An 18,731-nucleotide genomic window follows, 5' to 3' on the forward strand; every position below is an offset into this window, starting at 1 on the left:
GCCGCCACGAGGCTGTGGCCGCCATCTCCGCACGGCCTCCGCCACCACGTCGGAGACGGCTGGGTCCGGGGTGGCCACGCGGACGCGCTCGAGCCGGGGTCGAGCTGACGGTAACCGACAGTGGCCCGGCGGCGTTCGGCTCGTTCGGCCGGCGGGCCAGGCCACGGAGAGCGCGGGGCGGGGTTTGTCGATCATCCGCTCGGTGGCGCACGCCCACGGCGGCGAGGTGACGGCCACGGCCTTGCCGGAGGGTGGGCTGGTCGTCACGGTGCCCTGCCTCCGGGCTGGGTGAGGCTGCGCTGGAGGGCGGCTCGAGCGCGGCCGCTGCGTCCCACCGCGCCATCGGGCCGGTCGGGCGATGCCCCTCGACCCCGTTGGGCGCGCGGCCGCCGCCTCCCGCCATGCCATCGGGCCGGATCGGGCGGTGACCCTGCCGCCGGGTTGAGCGCGCGCGAGTCCGGCACTTCCCTTATTCTGCCGCGCCCCTCGGCGCACACGACCGTCGTCAGCTCACCCGCGCGTTCGTGTTGTCCGGACAAATATCGGATATTACGGCGCTTTTCGCCCGCCGCTCCACGCCGCCCGACCTTCGAGTCTTGACTTCGTCAATGGTCTAGTCCAATAGTTTGTCCACCCTCGATCCCCACCGGGAGGACAAGTCATGCGCAGGAGCAGACTGGCCGCCGTCGGGCTCGCCGCCGCCACTTTCGCCGGCACCGCCGTGAGCCTCGTGCTCGGCGCGCCGTCGGCGACGGCCGCGTTGAGCAACAACTGGTACGCCGCGGCCCCGTACCTGATGCCCGTGAGCAACAACCCGCCCGATCCCATCACGGTGATGAACGCGACCGGGCTCAAAGCCTTCCAGCTGGCCTTCATCCTCGCGCCCAACGGCGGCGGCTGCAGCCCCACCTGGGACGGCACCAACGCGGTCTCGTCCGACACCACCGTCGCGAACGTGATCTCGCGGATCCGCGCCAACGGCGGCGACGTCTCGGTGTCCGTCGGCGGGTACGGCGGCACGAAGCTCGGCCAGACCTGCGGAAACGTGGCCGCCACCGCCGCCGCGTACCAGCAGGTCATCTCGAAGTACTCGCTCAAGGCGATCGACTTCGACCTCGAAGAGCCCGAGTACGAAAACACCGCGGCCATCGCCAACGAGCTCGGCGCGGCGAAGACGTTGCAGGCCAACAACCCCGGCCTCTTCGTGTCGGTGACCATGCCGGGCACCGCGGCCGGCACCGGCTGGTTCGGCACGCAGCTGCTCGACCAGGCGAAGTCGATCGGCTTCTCCCCCAACAACTTCTCGATCATGCCCTTCGACGGCGGCTTCAACGGCGGTTCGTCGCAGGTGTCCGCGCTCGAGGCCCTGCACGGCCTGCTGATGTCGCACCTGGGCTGGGACAGCACGACGGCGTACTCGCACGAAGGCTTCTCCGGCATGAACGGCAAGTCGGACGCTTCGGAGATGTTCTACACCGCGGACTTCCAGACGGTGTACGACTACGCGACCAGCCACGGCCTCGGCCGCTTCACGTTCTGGTCGGTCAACCGCGACCGCGCCTGCGTCGGCACGACCGACAACGGCGTCTGCAGCAACGTCCCGCAGAACGACTGGGACTTCACGAAGTTCAGCGTCCGCTTCGCCGGCGCGACCCCGCCGCAGACGACGCCGACCAACCCGACCACGACGCCGACCACCCCGGGCGGCGGCTCCTGCACCGCGGCGGAGTGGGATCGCACCAAGGTCTACGTGAAGGACGACGTGGTCAAGCACAACAGCCACAAGTTCACCGCGAAGTGGTGGACGCAGGGCGAAGAGCCCGGCACCACCGGCGAATGGGGTGTCTGGACCGACAACGGCGCCTGCTGAGCCGTCCGGCCCGTGCGGGTTCGCGCCCGCACGGGCTACTTCCAGTCGAGGTGGGTGTTCTCGCGCTGGACCTCTCGCGTCAGCGCGGGCACCTCGACGACGTGGCGCCCCGCCTGCCGCAGCAGCTCGGTGCCCTGGGCGTCGACGAACACGGGCGGCTCGCGCCAGGCGAACACGACCCGCGGGATCCCGGCGTCGAGGATCAGCTGCGTGCAGCTGCGCGGGTGAGAGCTCCGATGGCTGCACGGCTCCAGCGAGCTGTACATGGTCGCCCCGGCCAGCCGCGGATCGCCTTCGCACTTGGCCAGCGCGGCTTCCTCGGCGTGGTTGGCCGGATCACCTTCGCCGGAATGCCCGGTCGCGACGACCTCGCCGTCGGCGTCGGTGATCACGGCCCCGACCCGGAAGGTGTGGCTCGGCGGGCATTCGGCGGCCAGCGCGATCGCTTCCTTCAGCCGGCCGATGTCCCGGCCGGTCGGTTCGGCGGCCGCGCGGTACTCGAGGATCGCCATTCCGGTGAGCTCCCGCGCACTGCTGAGCACCAGCGGCCGCGGGTAGAGCCCGGGCCCGACGAACCGCGGCGCGTCCGGCTGCCCGACGAAGAACGGCGCGATCGCGAGCCGCAGCTCGTCGGCGAGGCCTTCGGCGAGGAACCGCGTGTGGATCCCGCCGCCGCCCTCGACCAGCAGGTTCTTGATGCCGCGCGCGCCGAGGTCGTCGAGGACGCGCCCGAAGTCCGGCGGGTTCCCGGCGTCGACGACGGTGGCGACGCTCTTCAGCGAGTCGGCCGCCCCGGGCGGCACGTAGACGATCTTCTCGGTGTCCCCGACGGTGAAGAACTGCGCGTCCGGGTCGAGGCCGCGGGTGGTCACGGTGACCTTGACGGGCTGTTCCGGCTTCCCCTGCGCCAGCCGCTGCTGCCGCAGCTCCGGCGACCGGACGAGCAGCCGCGGGTTGTCGGCGCGCACAGTCCCGGCGCCGACGAAGATGGCGTCGGCCTCGGCCCGCAACCGGTCCACGACGGCGAAGTCGTCCTTTGTGGACAGTACGAGCCGCTCGGGTGAGGTGTCGTCGAGGAAGCCGTCGAGCGACTGCGCGGCGGACAGCAGGACGTGCGGCCGGGTGATCACCCGGCCCAGTATGCCGTTCCGTAACGCGCCCGGCGATCGCGGCGTCTATCCGGCATGGGCACGCGCGGCTGGTACCACGAACGGACCCTCACCACGGTCGACACCGTCGGCCGTGAGGTACGGGTGTCGACCGGGCTCACCCGCGACCCGGAAGGCCGCCTGGTCGCGGCGATCGCGATCGGCGACGGCCCGACCGCGATCTTCCGCCACGCCGCCGACACCCTCGACCGGACCGAACTGCTGGACAACACCGAGCAGACGGTGCGGGACCTGCGGCGGCTCGCGAGCGTGCCGCCGCGGATCTGACCGGGCTCAGGCCGGCAGGACGGCGTACTGGCGGACGTAGAGGTCCGTGTAGGTCACCGGCCCGCGCGGACCGGGGACCTTGTCCAGGTTGATGCCGGTTTCCGGCACGGCGAGCAGCTTGAAGCCGTCGAGGAGCCGGGTCGGCGCGTTCCAGAAGACGCCGGTGCCGGTGTAGCCGTCGAAGAAGGCGTCGGCGGCCGACTCGTCCTCGGTGGAGATGCCCGCGGCCAGGCCCGACGTCCGCTCGTTGGCGATCTCGACGGCGTCGGCCAGCGCCCCGACCTTCGCGACGGTGACGGTCGCCTCCCGGTCCGAGTCCAGCGCCCACTCGTAGCCGATGGCGTGCTCGTGCGGCGCCAGCGAAGGCGTCACACCCCGCTCGGCCAGCGCTTCGGCGATCCCGGGCCAGACCTCGTCGTGGATGCCCTCGTGGATGAGCAGCAGGTTCAGCCGGTTGCAGACGCCCAGCCGGTCGAGGCTGGCGTAGACCAGGTCACGCGCCTTGGTGACGTCCGCCCCGCGGTCGACGTACAGCACGCCGCCGCCGTCGGCGTGGGCGAGCGTGCGCACGCCGTGGACGGCCGCCTCGGTCGCGAGAGCCCGCGTGCTGTCCCCGCTGCCGCGCAGGATCACCAGCGGCACCAGGTCCGGCAGCCGCACCAGCGCGGACGCGGCCTCGCGCTCGACGCGCGGCACCAGCTGGACGCAGTCGGCGTTGATGCCGGCCTCAGTCAGCGCCGGCGCGATGACGACCTCCCGCAGCCGCTGGGCCGAGCCGAGCGCGGCCGAGCCGGTGCGCAGCACCCCGCCGTTGCGCGACTTGACCAGCTGCGACGCCACGTCGACGGTCACGTTCGGCCGCGCCTCGTAGTTCGCGCCGATCACGCCGACCGGCCGTCGTCGCTCGACCAGCTTCAGGCCGCCGTCCAGCGTGGACACCTCGACCGACCGCTCCTGGTGCGGGGCGCCGGCGAGCAGGCGCAGCTGCTCGGCCATGCCGGTGAGCCGCTCCGGGGTGATGGTGAGCCGGTCGAGCAGACCGGCGCTCATGCCCTCGGCCTTCGCCCGCTCGACGTCGGCCTGGTTCGCCTCCAGGATCTCTTCCCGGTGCGTGACCAGCCGCTCGGCCATCCCGCTCAGCGCGGCGTCGATGGTCTCGGCGCTCGCGGCGGCGAGCGACGGCGCGGCCAGCTTCGCCGCCCGTGCGCACTCCTCGACGGCCTTGGCGACCTCGTCCATCGTTCGTCTCCCTCCGCGCGGACCAGCGAGAGACCAGTTTGCCGCATGGGCGTGACCAGGGGCTCCGCCGCCCCCTCAGGCGGACGCGTCGCCGAGCGCGGTCAGTTCGCCGTCCGACAGGCGCAGGTCCGCCATCGCGACCAGCGCCGGCACCTGCTCGACCGAGCGCGCGGAGGCGATCGGCGCGACCACGGTCGGCTGCTGCGCGAGCCAGGCCAGCGCGACCGTCGCCGGCTGCGCACCCCGCGCCGCGGCAACCGCCTCCAGCGCGGCGAGCACCTTGACCCCGCGCTCGCTGTCCGCGTAGCCCCCGGCCAAGCCGGGCAGGTCCCGCACGCTGTCGACGGCCTGCCCCGGACGGTACTTCCCGGTCAGGAATCCCGACGCGAGCGCGAAGTAGGGAACACACGCCAGCCCCGCCCGCTGGACGACGTCCCGGCGCGCGCCCTCGTAGGTGTCCCGCGAGACGAGGTTGTACTGCGGCTGGAGCACGCTGTAGCCGGTCAGCCCTTCCCGGGCGGCGAACTCCAGCGAGGCGGAGAGCCGCTCTGGGCTGACGTTCGACGCGCCGAGCGCCCGCACCTTGCCCGCCCGCACCAGCTCGTCGAGCGCGGTCACGACGTCCTCCACCGGGACGGACTCGTCGTCGAAGTGCGCGTAGTACAGGTCGATGTGGTTGATCCCCAGCCGTCGCAGGGACTCCTCGGCGGCAGCCTTGACGGTGGCCGGCGCCAGGCCCTTGTACTGCGGGTGGTCACCGACCTTCGTCGCGACGACGACGTCGTCCCGGTTCCCGCGCGCGGCGAGCCACCGGCCGATGATGACCTCGGACTGCCCGGGCTCGTTGCCGGGAAAGTGGTACATGTACGAGTCCGCGGTGTCGACGAAGTTGCCACCGGCCGCCCGGTAGGCGTCGAGCACGGCGAACGACTGTGCTTCGTCAGCCGTCCAGCCGAAGACGTTCCCGCCCAGGCACAACGGCGAAACGGCGAGTTCGGTCCGGCCCAGGGTGCGGAGATCATTCATGGCACCCATTCAACCCGCGGTCGGTGAATTCCCGCCACCAGCGCTCAGGCGGCGGCGGGCTCCAGCAGCCACAGCCCGCCCGCGATCAGGCAGCTGACGGTCGCCACGGCGAACACCAGAACCCACAGCACCGGCGGCACCGCGGTCAGCCGGCCCAGCTGGTCGGCGTCGGAGTCGCGGGCCTGCCCGCGCCGCCGCTTGACCTGCAGCTCGGCCACCGGCCGCACCCCGCCGAACAGCAGGAACCACGTCACGAGGTAGCTGAACGGAGCCTGCACCTCGACCGGCGCGACAAACGCGACCAGCGCGAGCACCAGGGCACTGGCGACGACGGTGAACACCCCGTAGGCGTTGCGCACCATCACCAGCACGCCGAGCAGCAGCAGCGCGATCAGGACGAGGACGGTCCCGACCAGGTCGTTCCCCAGCAGGCTGGCGAACAGCAGCCCCAGCACCGACGGCGCGAGGTACCCGGCCATCGCGGTGAACGCCATGCCCGGCCCTTCGGGCTTCCCGCGCGACACGGTGACGCCCGAGGTGTCCGAGTGCAGCTTGATGCCCTGCAGCCGCCGCCCGACGACCACCGCGGCGAGGGCGTGCCCGGCCTCGTGCACGATGGTGACGACGTTGCGCACCAGCCGCCAGGGCGACCCACCGGCCAGCACGACCAGCAACGCCACCCCACCGGCGACCAGGGTGATCACGGCGGGAGTCCGGGCCTGCTCGAGCAGGTCACCGGCCGACGAAGGGGCGGCGGCGACCGCGCGAAAAGCTGACAGGGCGTGACCGGCCGGGCCACCGAGCGCGAGTTGAACGGGCGAGCTCACCCGAACACCTCACCACAGGCGATATCTGGCTACGGTGAGTCCCCGCTGCTGATCGCTTTGCGGCTTCCGGTATCGGACGACCCGCCGCCTGGATCAAGGCTGTCGGATGGTGTCGAGTGATGCCGGACCAGGTCGGGCCAGGAATCTCCGGCCGGAGTCAAGCCAGGGCGCGGTCGACGAAGGCGAAGCCCAGGTCGAGCCGTCCGTCGCCGGGGTCCGCCACGCCGGCGTCGCGGTACCACGACGCCGGGGCCTCGGGGTGCGGGCCGACCACCGCGACCCGGCCGCGGCCGTACCCCGCGACCGCCGCCGCGATCGTTCCGTTCGTGTAGCGCGCCAGCACCGTTGCCGGTGCGTTCAGGACGAACTGCGGGCCGTCCTGGAAGTACATCCCGTGGCGGCTGCCTTCCCAGTCCACCTCGACGATCGTGTCCTTCGCGGACCGGACCTCCGCCCCGCGCGACGTGGTGTACTGCTGCGTGTCGCCGGGGAGCAGGCCGAAGCCCGGGGTCGCGCCCGCCAGGTAGCCGCCCAGGCAGAAGCCCAGATAGCGGCCGCCGCCGCGGACGTACGCCGTGATGACGTCGCGGTGGCGGCGCATCACCCGCCACGCGTCCGACAGGCCTCCGCCGCCCGGCTGCGCGTACAGCACCGCGGCGGACAATGCCTCGGTCGTCAAGGGAACCTTTTCGCCGGGGCCGCAGTACTCGACCCGGAAACCACGCGGGTGCGCGCGAAGCAGGGCAGCCACCGCGTCCGAACACGGGCCGGTCGCGCCGTCGCCGCGGTAGACGAGGGCGAGCGGGCCCGGTTCGGGCCCACCGCACGCGGCGAGCAGGCCCACCGCCGCGACGCCCGCCAGGAGACCCCGGCGGGACAACCCGGTCACGCCCGCTCCAGGAACGGTTCTCGCGCCCGTTTCGCCAGCGCCGTGACGAGCGACTCCAGCGGTCCCTTCCCGGCTGTCGCCCGCCAGGCCAGGCCGACGACCAGCACCGCGGCAACTTGAAGCGCGTAACCGACGCCGGGGCCGTACACGTCGTAATCGGAGTTCAGGAACATGATGTGCGCGGTGTAGAAGGTCAACGTCATGCTGCCCGCCGCGGCCAGGGGAGCGAGCACGGCGGGACGCACGACCCGGCCGAGCAGGAGCATCAGCCCCAGCAGGGCGATCGCGGAGCCGGTCGTGCCGACCAGGTCCGGCGCGGTCCCGGTGTGCGGGGCCGCGATGGCCAGCCACCACGGCGTCGACGTCGGCGTTGTGCCGTCGCCGCCGAGGTTGAGCAGCTCCGTCGTCTCCGGCACGGTCAGCACGCTGAACGGCTGCGCGGACCAGATCTCGGTCAGGCCGCCGAAGCGGTGCAGCAGCACCCACGACGCCGCCACCGCGCCGACGGCCAGCGCCACCCCGGTGCCCAGCAGCGCGACCGCGGTCTTCAGGCGGCGCAACGAAAGCCGGCCGACGACGATGCCGGCGCAGAGGTACACCGTCCACGACAAAGCCGGGTACTCGCCGGTCAGCGTCAGCTCGGTCAGCAGCCGCACGGGATGCGTCACGGCGTAGGCGAACCCGTTGTTCAGCAACGTCGGTTCGGGCAGGTGCGGCTGCAGCAGGTGCGTCAGCGGCGGGACGCCGGCCGCGACCGCGACGCCCACGGCCGCGACCGCCCACGTCGGCAGCAGGACCAGCGGGATCGCGAACAGGAACAGGATCGCGTAGTACGGCAGGATCACGACGGCCAGTTCGGCGTCGGTGTAGCCCAGCGCCAGCCCGATCAGGCCGATGGCGAGCGCGCGGACGGCCAGCATCGCGGCGGTGGCGCGGAAACCGGCGCCGCGCACCCGGCGCCGTCCGGTCATGAAGGCGACCCCGACCCCGGCCAGGACGGCGAACGTCGCCGCCGCGCGGCCGCCGAAGATCGCGAACGACAGGGACGGGTGGCCCGGCGTGCTCTCCTCCGGCAGCGAGTGCACGGCCATCATGCCGAGCAGCGCGATCCCCCGCGTGGCGTCGACGGCGGTCAGGCGGACCCGGGGCTCGCGGTCGCGCGGGGTTTCGGTCGTGCCCGGGCGTGTTTCGCGCGCGGTGTCCGTCATGCGGCCATCACCGTGTTCACGAGGTCGCGGCCGAGGTCGTGCCCGAAGCGGAGCCACGGCGCGCGCAGGCCGCCGTCGGTGTACCAGTCGCGGGTGGCTTCCGGGTGCGGGCCGACGACGCCCACCCGGCCCGCGCCGAAGGGGGCGACCAACGCGGCGGCCGTCCCGTTCGGGTAGGTGGCGAGCACGTCCGCGGCCGCCGGGTCGTCGAGCACGAACACCGGGCCGTCCTGGAAGTACAGCTTGCGGCGGCGGCCGCGCCAGCGGACCTTGACGATGGCGTCCTCGTCGTGGTCGATGGTCGCGTTGCCGGTGTCGATGTAGCGGTCGGTGTCGCCGGGCAGCAACCCGAACCCCGGCGTCGCGCCGGCCAGGTAACCGCCGAGGCAGAAACCGAGGTAGCGGCCGCCGCCGTCGACGAAGCCGCGGATGTCGTCACGGTGGCCGCGCAGCTTCCGGTACGCGCGTCCGAGCGTCCCGCCGCCCGGCTGCGCGTACAGCGCCGCCTCCGACAGCGCCGCCGAGCCGAGCGGGATCTCTTCGCGCGGACCGGTGAACCGGACGTCGAAACCGTGCCGGGTCGACTGCAGCAGCCCGGCGACGGCCTCGGGGCAGCCGGGGGTGGTCGCCGGACCGCGGTAGACGAGCGCGAGCTTCACGCGGCCCGCCCGGGGTTGTCGAGGGTCAGCGCGGTGCAGCGAACCCCGCCGCCGCCCTTGCGCAGCTGCGTCGTTTCGAGTTCGACGACGTCCAGGCCGAGCTCCCGCAGCTCCGCCGCCAGCACCGGGACGCCCGCGGTCATCGTCACGGTGGCGCCGTCGCTCACCAGGTTGAGCGCGAACGCCTCGGCTTCGGCTTCGGAAACTTCGATCAGCGTGCCGCCGAGGTCGCGCAGCCGGCCGCGGCTGGATTCGTCGAGCGCGGCCGGGCAGTACGCGAGGACATCGGACGCCACCACGGCGACCGCGAGGTCCAGGTCGTACCAGCGCGGCCCGGTCGTCCGCAGCGGCACGATCTCGTACCCGAGCACCTCGGCGACGACGTCGTGGGCGCGCCGGTCGGTCCGCTGCCCGTACCCGGCCAGGAGGAGGTCGCCGTGGGCGAGCGCGTCGCCCTGGCCGCTGAACGCGTACGGCGACTCGGTGACCTCGAACCCGTTGGCGGTGAACCAGTCCCGGTGGTACGGCGTCTCGGCGCGCCGCTCGGGCGGCAGGTTCGCGAGCACGGCCCGGCCGGCGCGCACCACGGCCGCGTTGGCCGTGTAGACCATGTCCGGGCACTCCGGCGCCGGGGCGAGGAACTCGACCTTGCGCCCCGCCGCGAGGTGCGCGGCCACGAGCGCGTCGTGCTCGGCGATAGCGGCCGCCGGGTCCGGCTGCACCGCGGTGTCCATGTACGGGTTGATCTCGTAGTCGACCCGGAAGTGGTGGGCGCCGGACGTCAGCAGGGCGGTGTTCACGCCGGAAGTCCTTTCACGAGCAGGGTTTGCGCGGGGATGCCGCGCCAGGAGGTGTGCGAGGCGAGGTGTTCGCCCTTCATCAGCAGCGACAGCGAGCCGAGGGAGACGCCGTCGCCGACCACGGCGTCGTAGAGCACGATCGCGCGGGTGCCGACGGTCGCGCCGGCCCCGACCGTGACCACCGACATCTTCATGACGCGGTCCTCGAACAGGTGAGTCTGCAGCGAGACCTCGGTGCCGACCGTGGCGTCGTCGCCGACGTGCACCAGATCGAACTCGGTCAGGTACGTCGTGCCGATCCACGTGCGCCGCCCGATCCGGGCGCCGAACCAGCGCAGCAGCGGCGGCAGCAACGGTGTCCCCACGAGCATGCCGAGCCCGGCCGGGACCGCCGCCGACTCGTAGAGCCCGGTGACGAACTCGCTGCGGCGCACGAACGGGCTCCACAGCGGCTCGACACGCGGGGTGTACTCGCCGACGACGTTGCGCTTGGTCGCCGCGCAGAACCCGATCACCCCGAGCCCGGACGCGATCGCGACCAGCGGCGAGACCAGCGCCGGCACCGGCAGGTCGCGGCCGGCCGCGAGCCCGGACAGCGCCAGCAGGAAGAGGTAGAAGCTCAGGCCCAGCAGGGACGCCGGGAGCGTCGCGCGGGCGAACTCGACGGCCAAGCGCTGGCGGACCAGCCGCCGTGGCGGACGGAACGTCTGCTCCTCGGGGAAGTCGCCGCTGTCCTGGCGCCGCGGCAGGTGCATCGCGGGCGAGCCGAGCCACGAGGAGTCCCCGGGCACCCGCGTCCCGGGCGGGACCGTGCCGACGCCGACCAGGGACCCTTCGCCCAGCGCCGTCCCGGCCGGCACGACCGAGGCGTTGCCGACGAACGCGCGCCGCCCGACGTCGGTGGTGAGGAAGGCGACCCGGCCGCGGGCGAACGTCGCCGCGCCGACCGTGGCCATGTCGGCGACGAAGCTTTCCGGGCCGAGGGTGAGCAGGTCCGGGTCGAGGTGCCCGGCCGTGGACACCTCGGCGCCGCGCCCGACGCGGGCGCCGAGCAGCCGCAGCCACGGGACCGTGTACAGCGTCGCGTAGAGCGAGTTCGTGAAGGTCAGGCTGAACTCGAGGAGCTTGTCGGCGACCCACTTGCGGACGCCGAGCCCGGAGCGCACCGGGTGGATCCCGACCGGCGTGTCCGGCAGGACGAGCTTCCGGCCGAGCGCGACGACCAGGCAGACGGTGACCACGAAGATCGGCCCGGCGAGCACGGTCGCGACCACGCCGGCCAGCACGCCCCAGCCCAGCAGTGCCCACCACACGAACGCGACGCTGGGCAGGATCAGGCAGATCGCGCCGACCTCCAGGGCGCCGAGGCCCAGCAGGGTCAGCAGCACGTGGTGCAACCGCCACCCGCGGCCGGGTCCGGCCGGCGCCAGCAGGTCTTCGACGACCGGGGACAGCGCGTCCACCCGGGCCGACGGCGACCCGGCCCGCCGCTCGCCCGCGGGCACGGACTCCCCGCGCCCGAGCAGCGACTGCTCGGCGAGCGCGGCGCCCGGCCCGACCGAGGTGCCCGGCTCCAGCACGGAGTTCGCGCCGACGAACGCCCCCTCGCCGACGGTGATCTCCCCGACGGTCACCCAGCCGTCCTCGACCCGCCACGGCCGCAGCACCGCGCCGTAGCCGATCGCGGCGTCGTCCTCGACGCGCACCAGCGCGGGCAGGGAGATCGAGCTGGTGGCGATCACCGCGCGTTTGCCGACCCGCGCGCCGAGCAGGCGCAGGTACAGCGGCATCAGCCCGGACCCGCTGACCACCGGCAGCGGGCCGACGCTCAGCAGCAGGTCGAGCGTCCAGAGCCGCAGGTAGGTCGGGCCCCACAGGCGGTAGCGGCCCGGCCGGATGCCCGCCGAAAGCGGCCACACCAGCAGCAGCGGCACCAGCCAGCGGACGCCGAGGTAGCTGACCAGGATCGCGACCAGCAGCTGCGCGAGGACGGAAACCGAGACGTCACCATCGTTCCACGTGTAGACGTAGGCGACCGGCAGCGTGATCACCAGCAGCAGCAGGTAGACGACCACGGCCTGCGCGCCGCCGGCGACCGCGATCCGGCGCGTCCGATGGCGGATCGGCGCGTGACGCGGCTCGGCTTCGGTGGCCGCCGCGGGCTCGTGCGCGTCCAGGTGCGCGGCCAGGGAACGGACGTCGGGGTGGGCGTAGAGGTCACGCACGGCGATCCCGGCGGCGAGGTCGTGCTCGCGCAGCCGGGACACGACGGTCGCGGCCAGCAGCGAATGGCCGCCCAGGTCGGCGAAGAAGTCCGCGGTCACCGAGAAGTCCTCGGGCGCCATGCCGAACGCTTCCGCCCACACTCGCGCGACGGTCTCTTCGGTTTCGGTGGCCGGGGCGACGAGCGGGCCATCCAGGGTTCTTTTCCGGCCTTCGGGCACCGGCAGCTCCCGGCGGTCCACCTTGCCGCTGGGCATCATCGGCAGCACCGGGAGCGTGACGAAGAACCCCGGCACCATGTACGCGGGCACCTGGTCACGCAGCTTTTCCCGCAGGCGCGGGAAAAGCGCGGTCTCGTCCGCTGTGGACACCACGTAGCCGACGAGCTCGGGGCTGCCCGGGGTCACCTCGACCATCGCCGCGGCGGCCGCCGAGACGTCCGCGTCGGCGAGCAGGACGCTCTCGATCTCGCCGAGGTCGACGCGGTGCCCGCGGATCTTCACCTCGGCGTCGGCGCGGCCCAGGTACTCGATTTCCCCGCCGTCGACGAGCCGGCCGAGGTCGCCGGTGCGGTACACCCGCTCGCCGTCGTGGCTGACGAACTTGTCCGCGGTCAGCTCCGGCCGCCCGACGTAGCCCTTGGCGACGCCCGGGCCGCCGATGCAGATCTCGCCGACCTCGCCGGCGGGCACCGGCACGCGGTCGTCGTCGAGCAGCACCACCGAATACGTCGGCACGGGCACGCCGATCGTGACCGGCCGGCCCGGGAGTAGTTCGCACCAGGTCGCGGTGACGGTGGCCTCGGTCGGGCCGTAGGTGTTGAGGATCCGGCGGCCGGGGCGCGCCCAGCGGTCGACCAGCTGGCGCGGGCACGCTTCACCGCCGACGAGGAGGTTGCGCAGCAGGGGGAGGTCGTGCGGGATCGTCGCCAGCAGCGTCGGGACGCAGTAGAGGACACTGATCCGCGCTTCCTCGAGGAACTCGGCCAGCTCGGCGCCCAGCCGGCGGGAGTCGGTCGGGCCCGCGACGAGCGTCGCGCCGACCGCCCACGTCGGCCAGATCTCCTCGATCGAGAAGTCGAAGGAGATCGTCATCCCTTGGTAGACGCGATCGTCCGGACGCACGTCGTACAGCTCGGGGACGACGTCGAGGAAGTTGCGGATGCTGTGGTGCGCGACCTCGACGCCTTTGGGGCGGCCGCTGGACCCGGAGGTGTAGATGACGTACGCGCTCGGGCCGGCGTCGAGCAGGTCGTCCTCGGTGAGGTCCGGCCGGTCGTCGCGGCCGGCGAGGTCACCGGGGTCGAGCGTGGGGCAGGGGGCGGCGGCGACGCGGTCCGGCGTCGTCAGCAGCAGGTCGACGCCCGCGTCTTCGGTGATGTAGGCGACCCGGTCGGCGGGGGACGCGGGGTCGATCGGCACGAACACCCCGCCTGCCTTCCCGACGGCGAGCAGGCAGGTGTAGGTGTGCAGGCTGCGTTCGACGAGAATCGCGACCCGGGCCCCGCGCCGCACCCCGGCGGCGCGCAACCGGTGGGCGAGCCGGTTGGCCCGCCGGTCCAATTCTTCGTAGCTGAAGGAATCGCCGCCGACCTCGAGCGCGACGGCGTCCGGAACACGGTCGGCGGTTCGTTCGAAGACGTGGTGCAACCGCCGGACCGGCTCGGCGTCCGACGGCCGGGCCGCCGTGGCGACGACGGAATCGGACGAAAAGTCCGTGAACCCCACGCAGCTCCCTTTCCACTCGAACGGCTGCCTTCAGGACTCCATACGGTGTAGCCCGGTTCACCCGTTGGTATGTATCTCCATCCTCGACAGAGTTGGTCGTAGTTGGCAAGTAACAAACGGTGATCTTCCCCACGCGGGTGATCAAGTCATTCGTGAATGAGCATTCCGGTGTCCGGAAAAATGCCGACAAGCGCGGAATCAGGGGAAGCGCGGGTGAAATTCATGTGAATCCGACGCTCGGGGCCACCGGAAAGATTGCGGAAGTCTTACGTTCACTTGCGACCGGCGGAAAGGTGTCGAGGAAAGGCGCCTCGCGGTCCGGAGTTCGCCCCGAGCGGTCGGCCCATGTGGTCGGGCGGCGGCCGGATGCGGGCGAACAGGGTGGTGGTCCTGGTCCCGCGGAGTTCGGCGAGCCACTCCAGGGCAGCCGGGGTCCAGGCGCGCCTCCTGCGGGCGTCGTCGGTGCCGCGCTCGGCGAGCTTGCCCTCGGCTCAGCGGCGGAACGGGGCCGGTCCCGCGCGCGGACGCGGCGGAGGCCGACCCGGACCCGTTGGACTCCGCGGCTTCGAAGGTGCCGGAGCAGCGCTGCCCGACGTGGGCGGGCAGCGTTTCGGGGCCACTTCCAGTTCCAGGTACAGCTCGACCAGGCGGGCGACCTAGCACCGCCGAGTGCCGAGCTCGCAGGTGGCGAGGGGTGCAGCGAGAGGTCGCCGTGCAGCCGGTGGTTGAGGTCGCGGCGCGTCAGGCCGCGCTCCTCGCGGAGCCGGCGGAACTCCCTGCCGGTATGTGCCAGCATCCTGCTGCACCACGCTTTCCGCCGGCGTGCCCGCCGGGGCGGGCACGCCGGACACAGTGGCCTCGCCCCGTTCCGGTTCCCCGCCGAGCGACGAGCGGCAGGCGCTCCAACCGAGCCCGTCGATTGCGACGGGCCGGTGTGCAGACTCCGACGGGAGCGGGATAGGAGAACGAGGAGGTGGCTCGCGGGTACCCGAAAGCTCCGCCTCCCTCGACCAGGTGACCGGGCTACCCGGTCGCGCCCAGCTCGAAGCCGAGCTCACGCGGCTGCTGGCGGCTGAAACCGGTGCCCAGGGTCACCGTCCTGCCAGCGGTCTCGACAGGCGAGGTGTGCAACCGCCGCGGAAGCCGAGACTGGGTGGGCCGGAACTCCCCGATGGCGTGACCCGGAGTTCGTATGCGAAGCCCGACGCCAACCCGCATTGGCTCCGCCCGCTCGGCCGCGGACGCCGGCGCGGCCGTTGCAGGCTCGGCGGCGATGCGACTTCGTGGACGGACGCGAGATCACCCAGGCAGTGCGGCTGGTCGCCGAGCGCGGACTGCCGCCGGCGGCCGGTCGGTTGCAGCTCGCCGTGTGCAGACCACGGCCATCTTCGACACGACGAAGGCCGTGTTCGAGCTGGCCGTCGCCGACGGCGTGCCCCCGGCGACGGCGGCCGACCGGCTCGCCGAGCGCCGGAGGTCGGAGGTCGGAGGTCGGGCGGCTGCGGTCCAGCATGGCCAGGCGGGGTGCAACCGCACCCTTGTCAGGCGAGAGTCCACACGGCCGCCGCGGGCGTGGCGTCGCGAGGTGATCAAGCTCGCGCAAACCCCGACATGCCGCCTCCACGTCAGGTCATCGCGACTCCCTCATCCGCGCTTCGCCCTCGACGCGGAACAAGAACGACACCCAGCTTCGGAATGGCGCCCAGGCCTCCGCGATCTCCGTCAGCTCTGCGACCTCCGCCTCCGGCAGGTGGTACGCCTCCCGCATGATCTCGTGCAGACGGCTCTCCCCGCGCGGAAAGACGTCCGGGTGGCCCGCTCCGCGGATCAGGATCAGCTCCGCGCTGAAACGGCCGATCCCCGGGAGCAGCTGCAGCTCCTTCAGCGCCTCCTCGGGCGGCATCGCCCGCAACGCGGATGCGTCGAGCGCACCCGCGACGGCCGCCGAAGCGATTCCGCGCAGGCGTTGGACCTTCCGGCCGGACAGGCCCGGCAGATACTCCAGCTCCGCCAACACCGCCGGTGCCGGGAACGACGTCAGGGGCACTCCGCCGACGTCGACTTCCGTGCCGTGGCGTTCCGTCAAGCGGCGGCGCAGCCGGACCGCCTGGGTCATCCAGACCCGGTGGCTCAGCACGGCCCAGCACGCCGCCTCGTACGCGGACGCGAACAGGACCGGACGCAGCCCCGGCTGCAGATCCCGCAGCAAGGACACCACCGGGTCGCGGTGGCCGACCTCCGGGAACGCCGTGCCGTCGACGTCCAGAGAGCAGATCCTCTTCACCTGCGCCACCACGGCGTCGGTCTGCGAGGGCGGCGCATGGACCTCCACCGTCACCTCGCCGGGCGATCTCTGCCGCAGCACCGCTCCGACCGGTGTCCACTCGCCGTCGAGTGGGAAGGCCACCCGGAGGGCGCCCGGCTGGGCTTCCGGCTGGCCGGCCGGGGCGAACCCGGTCAGGAACCGGGCCGCCGCGGCCAGGTCGAACTCACCGCGCACCGCGATTGTGTTGTCCACCATGGGAACCGTCATCTCTCCTCCTCGGATCGGGAACCTCGCCGACGACGTTAGGAACCGGCACCGACAATTTCCGGCCTCGAACGTCTGAGCCCGGCTTTCTTCACTCGATCGAGCGAACGGCGCGCACCCCGCACCGGTTTGGCATACTGCCGGTATCCGAACTCCGGGAGGGCCTGTGACCACCGCACTCGAACGCCTCGAGAAGCTGCTGGAAGAACCAGCCGAGCGCGGCGAAGGCTTCCTCGACCTGCTCGGCGCCGCGAACCAGGCCGGTCCGCCGACCGGGCTCACGCAACGCCTGATGCGCACGACGCTGCTCCCCCAGGTCTACGAGCGGTACTGGCGCCCCGCCCTCGGCCGCGCGCTCAAGGGGCCGCTCGGCCCGAGCATGGCGGGCGAGGTCCGGCTCGCCACCGAGCTCCTCCGCCTCGAACCCGGCCGGACCGTGCTCGACGTCGCGTGCGGCACCGGCCGGTTCACCCGCGCGTTCGGCGCGGCCGTGGGCCCGGACGGGCTCGCGATCGGCCTCGACGGCGCGCGCACGATGCTCACCAAAGCCGTCGCCGAGAGCAGCGCCGACGTCGCCTATCTGCGCGCGGACGCCGTGCGCCTCCCGCTGCGGGAGTCCACTGTGGACGGCGTCTGCTGCTTCGCCGCGCTCCACATGTTCGCCGAGCCGGAAACCGCGTTGGACTCCTTCGCGCGTGTGCTCAAGCCGGGCGGGCGGGTCGTGTTGCTCACGAGCGCCCGTCGAGGCTGGCAACCCGCGCGAGTCGCGGAGTCCGTCGGCGGGATCCTGAGCGGGCAGCGGATGTTCGACCGCGGCGAAGTGGCGGCGAGCCTGCGCGCCCGCGGGTTCACCGACATCACCGAGCGGTACGCGGGTGTCACGCAGATCGTGGCGGGCCGGCTGACCTGAGCGCCGCGGATTGTCGGGCCCGCCGGTTAGCATCGCCCCATGACCCACCACGAGCCCGTCCCGCCCGACGACAGCTACCTGCGTTCCCTGGTCGAGGCCACCGCCGACGCCGTCGCGGCCGCCGAACCGCTGTCCTCGCCCTACCCCGGCGCGGACGAGGCGACGCGGGCCGAGGTGACCGCCGCGGTCGAGCGGAGTTCACCCGATCTGGTGGCGTTGAGCCAAGATCTGCACGCCAATCCGGAGGAAGGGTTCGCCGAGCACCGCTCGGTGCAAGCGCTTGCCGACCTCCTGAAGCGCCACGGCCACGAAGCCACCGTCGGCGTCGGCGGCCTGGACACCGCCCTGCGGGTCGGCACGCCCGAGCGAGACGGCCCGCACATCGCCGTCCTCGCCGAGTACGACGCGCTGCCCGGCCTCGGCCACGCGTGCGGCCACAACATCATCTGCACCACCGCCGCGGGCGGCTTCCTCGGCGCCGCCACCGTCGCCGAGCGGCTCGGCGGCCGTGTGAGCCTGATCGGCACGCCGGCCGAAGAAGGCGGTGGCGGCAAGGAGATCCTGGCCCGCGCCGGAGTGTTCGACGACGTCGACGCCGTGATCATGCTGCACCCGTTCAGCCACGACATCGCGCTGCACCCGTTCCTCGGCCGCCGTCAGCTGGAGATGGTCTTCCACGGCGTCGGCGCGCACGCGAGCGCGCAGCCGTTCATGGGCCGCAACGCGCTCGACGCCGCCGTCGCCGCGTACCAGGGCGTCTCGGCGCTGCGCCAGCAGCTCCCGCAGAGCGACCGCGTCCACGGGATCTTCACCGACGGCGGCGCCCGGCCGAACGTCGTCCCGGCCCGGGCCGCGCTGCTGTTCTACCTCCGCTCCCAGACCCCGGACACCCTGCGCGACCTCGCCGCGCGCATGACGTCGATCGCGGAGGGCGCGGCGGCGATGACCGGCTGCGGGGTCGAGCTGATCTGGGACGCCCAAGCCGCCTACCTGCCGATCCGGTTCAACACCGCGCTCGCCGGGCGCTGGTCGGTCAACGAGGCGGGCACCGGCCGCAAACCGCTGCCGCCGGGCATCGTGCCGGAGTCCCTGACCGGGTCGACCGACCTCGGCAACCTCTCCTACCGGATGCCCGCGCTGCACCCGATGCTGGCCGTCTCGGGTCCGACGGTCGCGTTGCACACCAAGGAGTTCGCGGCCGCGGCCGGCTCGCCCACCGGGGACGCGGCGGTCCACGACGGCGCGCTGGGCCTGGCCCTGACCGCCGCGGACTACCTCGGCGACGCCGAGCTGCGGAAGGCGGTGCACGACGAGTTCGAGGCGGCGGGAGGTGCGCTGGACGTCCCGTCGTTCTTCGCCTGACGCCTGAGAACCGGCTGAGTTTTCT

General features: G+C 72.7%; 14 protein-coding genes and 1 pseudogene. 5 read left to right on the top strand and 10 right to left on the bottom strand.

Translation table 11 applies throughout. The features are described from left to right. Positions 1-661 precede the first annotated feature (661 nt). Positions 662-1,870: a chitinase gene (locus ACZ63E_RS36610; protein WP_465340846.1), complete on the top strand. Its 1,209-nt coding sequence runs from the start codon at positions 662-664 to the stop codon at positions 1,868-1,870. Positions 1,871-1,905: 35 nt separating this feature from the next. On the opposite strand, the gene ACZ63E_RS36615 is transcribed toward ACZ63E_RS36610, so the two are convergent. Further along, complete coding sequence (locus ACZ63E_RS36615) at positions 1,906-3,000, bottom strand: dihydrofolate reductase family protein (RefSeq protein ID WP_465340847.1); 1,095 nt, start codon at positions 2,998-3,000, stop codon at positions 1,906-1,908. A gap of 54 nt (positions 3,001-3,054) precedes the next feature. Here ACZ63E_RS36615 and ACZ63E_RS36620 point away from each other — a divergent pair, with 54 nt between their 5' ends. Continuing rightward, a complete protein-coding gene (locus ACZ63E_RS36620) occupies positions 3,055-3,306 on the top strand; it encodes a hypothetical protein (RefSeq protein ID WP_465303852.1) in 252 nt (83 codons plus the stop codon). 6 nt (positions 3,307-3,312) lie between these two features. Here ACZ63E_RS36620 and ACZ63E_RS36625 read toward each other — a convergent pair whose 3' ends face one another. The 8 genes from ACZ63E_RS36625 to ACZ63E_RS36660 form a co-directional block, all read right to left on the bottom strand. Further along, positions 3,313-4,545: an aldehyde dehydrogenase family protein gene (locus ACZ63E_RS36625; protein WP_465303850.1), complete on the bottom strand. Its 1,233-nt coding sequence runs from the start codon at positions 4,543-4,545 to the stop codon at positions 3,313-3,315. A gap of 75 nt (positions 4,546-4,620) precedes the next feature. Beyond that, a complete protein-coding gene (locus tag ACZ63E_RS36630) occupies positions 4,621-5,571 on the bottom strand; it encodes an aldo/keto reductase (protein ID WP_465340848.1) in 951 nt (316 codons plus the stop codon). Between the two features lie 44 nt (positions 5,572-5,615). After that, complete coding sequence (locus tag ACZ63E_RS36635) at positions 5,616-6,398, bottom strand: M50 family metallopeptidase (RefSeq protein ID WP_465340849.1); 783 nt, start codon at positions 6,396-6,398, stop codon at positions 5,616-5,618. A 157-nt stretch (positions 6,399-6,555) separates the two neighbouring features. Next, positions 6,556-7,287 carry a BPL-N domain-containing protein gene (locus tag ACZ63E_RS36640; RefSeq protein WP_465340850.1) on the bottom strand — a complete coding sequence of 244 codons (732 nt, stop codon included), beginning with the start codon at positions 7,285-7,287 and terminating at the stop codon, positions 6,556-6,558. Then, positions 7,284-8,495: a heparan-alpha-glucosaminide N-acetyltransferase domain-containing protein gene (locus ACZ63E_RS36645; protein WP_465340851.1), complete on the bottom strand. Its 1,212-nt coding sequence runs from the start codon at positions 8,493-8,495 to the stop codon at positions 7,284-7,286. The genes ACZ63E_RS36640 and ACZ63E_RS36645 overlap by 4 nt, the downstream gene beginning before the upstream one ends. Next, entirely contained in the window at positions 8,492-9,154 is a 663-nt protein-coding gene (locus tag ACZ63E_RS36650) for a BPL-N domain-containing protein (RefSeq protein ID WP_465340852.1), read from the bottom strand. Before ACZ63E_RS36650 ends, ACZ63E_RS36645 begins: the two co-directional genes overlap by 4 nt. Then, positions 9,151-9,954, bottom strand: a complete 804-nt coding sequence (locus tag ACZ63E_RS36655) for a dimethylarginine dimethylaminohydrolase family protein (RefSeq protein ID WP_465340853.1) — start codon at positions 9,952-9,954, stop codon at positions 9,151-9,153. The genes ACZ63E_RS36650 and ACZ63E_RS36655 overlap by 4 nt, the downstream gene beginning before the upstream one ends. Then, positions 9,951-13,904: a Pls/PosA family non-ribosomal peptide synthetase gene (locus ACZ63E_RS36660; RefSeq protein WP_465340854.1), complete on the bottom strand. Its 3,954-nt coding sequence runs from the start codon at positions 13,902-13,904 to the stop codon at positions 9,951-9,953. Before ACZ63E_RS36660 ends, ACZ63E_RS36655 begins: the two co-directional genes overlap by 4 nt. 1,372 nt (positions 13,905-15,276) lie before the next feature. On the opposite strand from ACZ63E_RS36660, the pseudogene ACZ63E_RS36665 reads away from it, so the two are divergent. After that, positions 15,277-15,393 (top strand): annotated as a pseudogene (locus tag ACZ63E_RS36665) (valine dehydrogenase); the annotation flags it as partial. Positions 15,394-15,534: 141 nt separating this feature from the next. On the opposite strand, the gene ACZ63E_RS36670 reads toward ACZ63E_RS36665, so the two are convergent. Beyond that, a complete protein-coding gene (locus tag ACZ63E_RS36670) occupies positions 15,535-16,437 on the bottom strand; it encodes a DNA-3-methyladenine glycosylase family protein (protein ID WP_465340856.1) in 903 nt (300 codons plus the stop codon). 163 nt (positions 16,438-16,600) lie between these two features. Here ACZ63E_RS36670 and ACZ63E_RS36675 point away from each other — a divergent pair, with 163 nt between their 5' ends. Beyond that, positions 16,601-17,344, top strand: coding sequence for a class I SAM-dependent methyltransferase (locus ACZ63E_RS36675; protein WP_465340857.1), 744 nt, complete (start codon positions 16,601-16,603; stop codon positions 17,342-17,344). Between the two features lie 39 nt (positions 17,345-17,383). Then, on the top strand, positions 17,384-18,706 hold the full coding sequence (locus ACZ63E_RS36680; protein WP_465340858.1) for a M20 family metallopeptidase: 1,323 nt from the start codon (positions 17,384-17,386) through the stop codon (positions 18,704-18,706). Positions 18,707-18,731 lie beyond the last annotated feature (25 nt).

Source organism: Amycolatopsis sp. NPDC104819 (genome assembly GCF_055583145.1).

What these genes read in the sequence shown, in the direction of transcription:
- ACZ63E_RS36610 (WP_465340846.1), top strand. Translation starts at nt 662, where the DNA reads ATGCGCAGGAGCAGACTGGCCGCCGTCGGGCTCGCCGCCGCCACTTTC.
- ACZ63E_RS36620 (WP_465303852.1), top strand. Translation starts at nt 3,055, where the DNA reads ATGGGCACGCGCGGCTGGTACCACGAACGGACCCTCACCACGGTCGAC.
- ACZ63E_RS36625 (WP_465303850.1), bottom strand. Translation starts at nt 4,545, where the DNA reads ATGGACGAGGTCGCCAAGGCCGTCGAGGAGTGCGCACGGGCGGCGAAG.
- ACZ63E_RS36630 (WP_465340848.1), bottom strand. Translation starts at nt 5,571, where the DNA reads ATGAATGATCTCCGCACCCTGGGCCGGACCGAACTCGCCGTTTCGCCG.
- ACZ63E_RS36645 (WP_465340851.1), bottom strand. Translation starts at nt 8,495, where the DNA reads ATGACGGACACCGCGCGCGAAACACGCCCGGGCACGACCGAAACCCCG.
- ACZ63E_RS36670 (WP_465340856.1), bottom strand. Translation starts at nt 16,437, where the DNA reads ATGACGGTTCCCATGGTGGACAACACAATCGCGGTGCGCGGTGAGTTC.
- ACZ63E_RS36680 (WP_465340858.1), top strand. Translation starts at nt 17,384, where the DNA reads ATGACCCACCACGAGCCCGTCCCGCCCGACGACAGCTACCTGCGTTCC.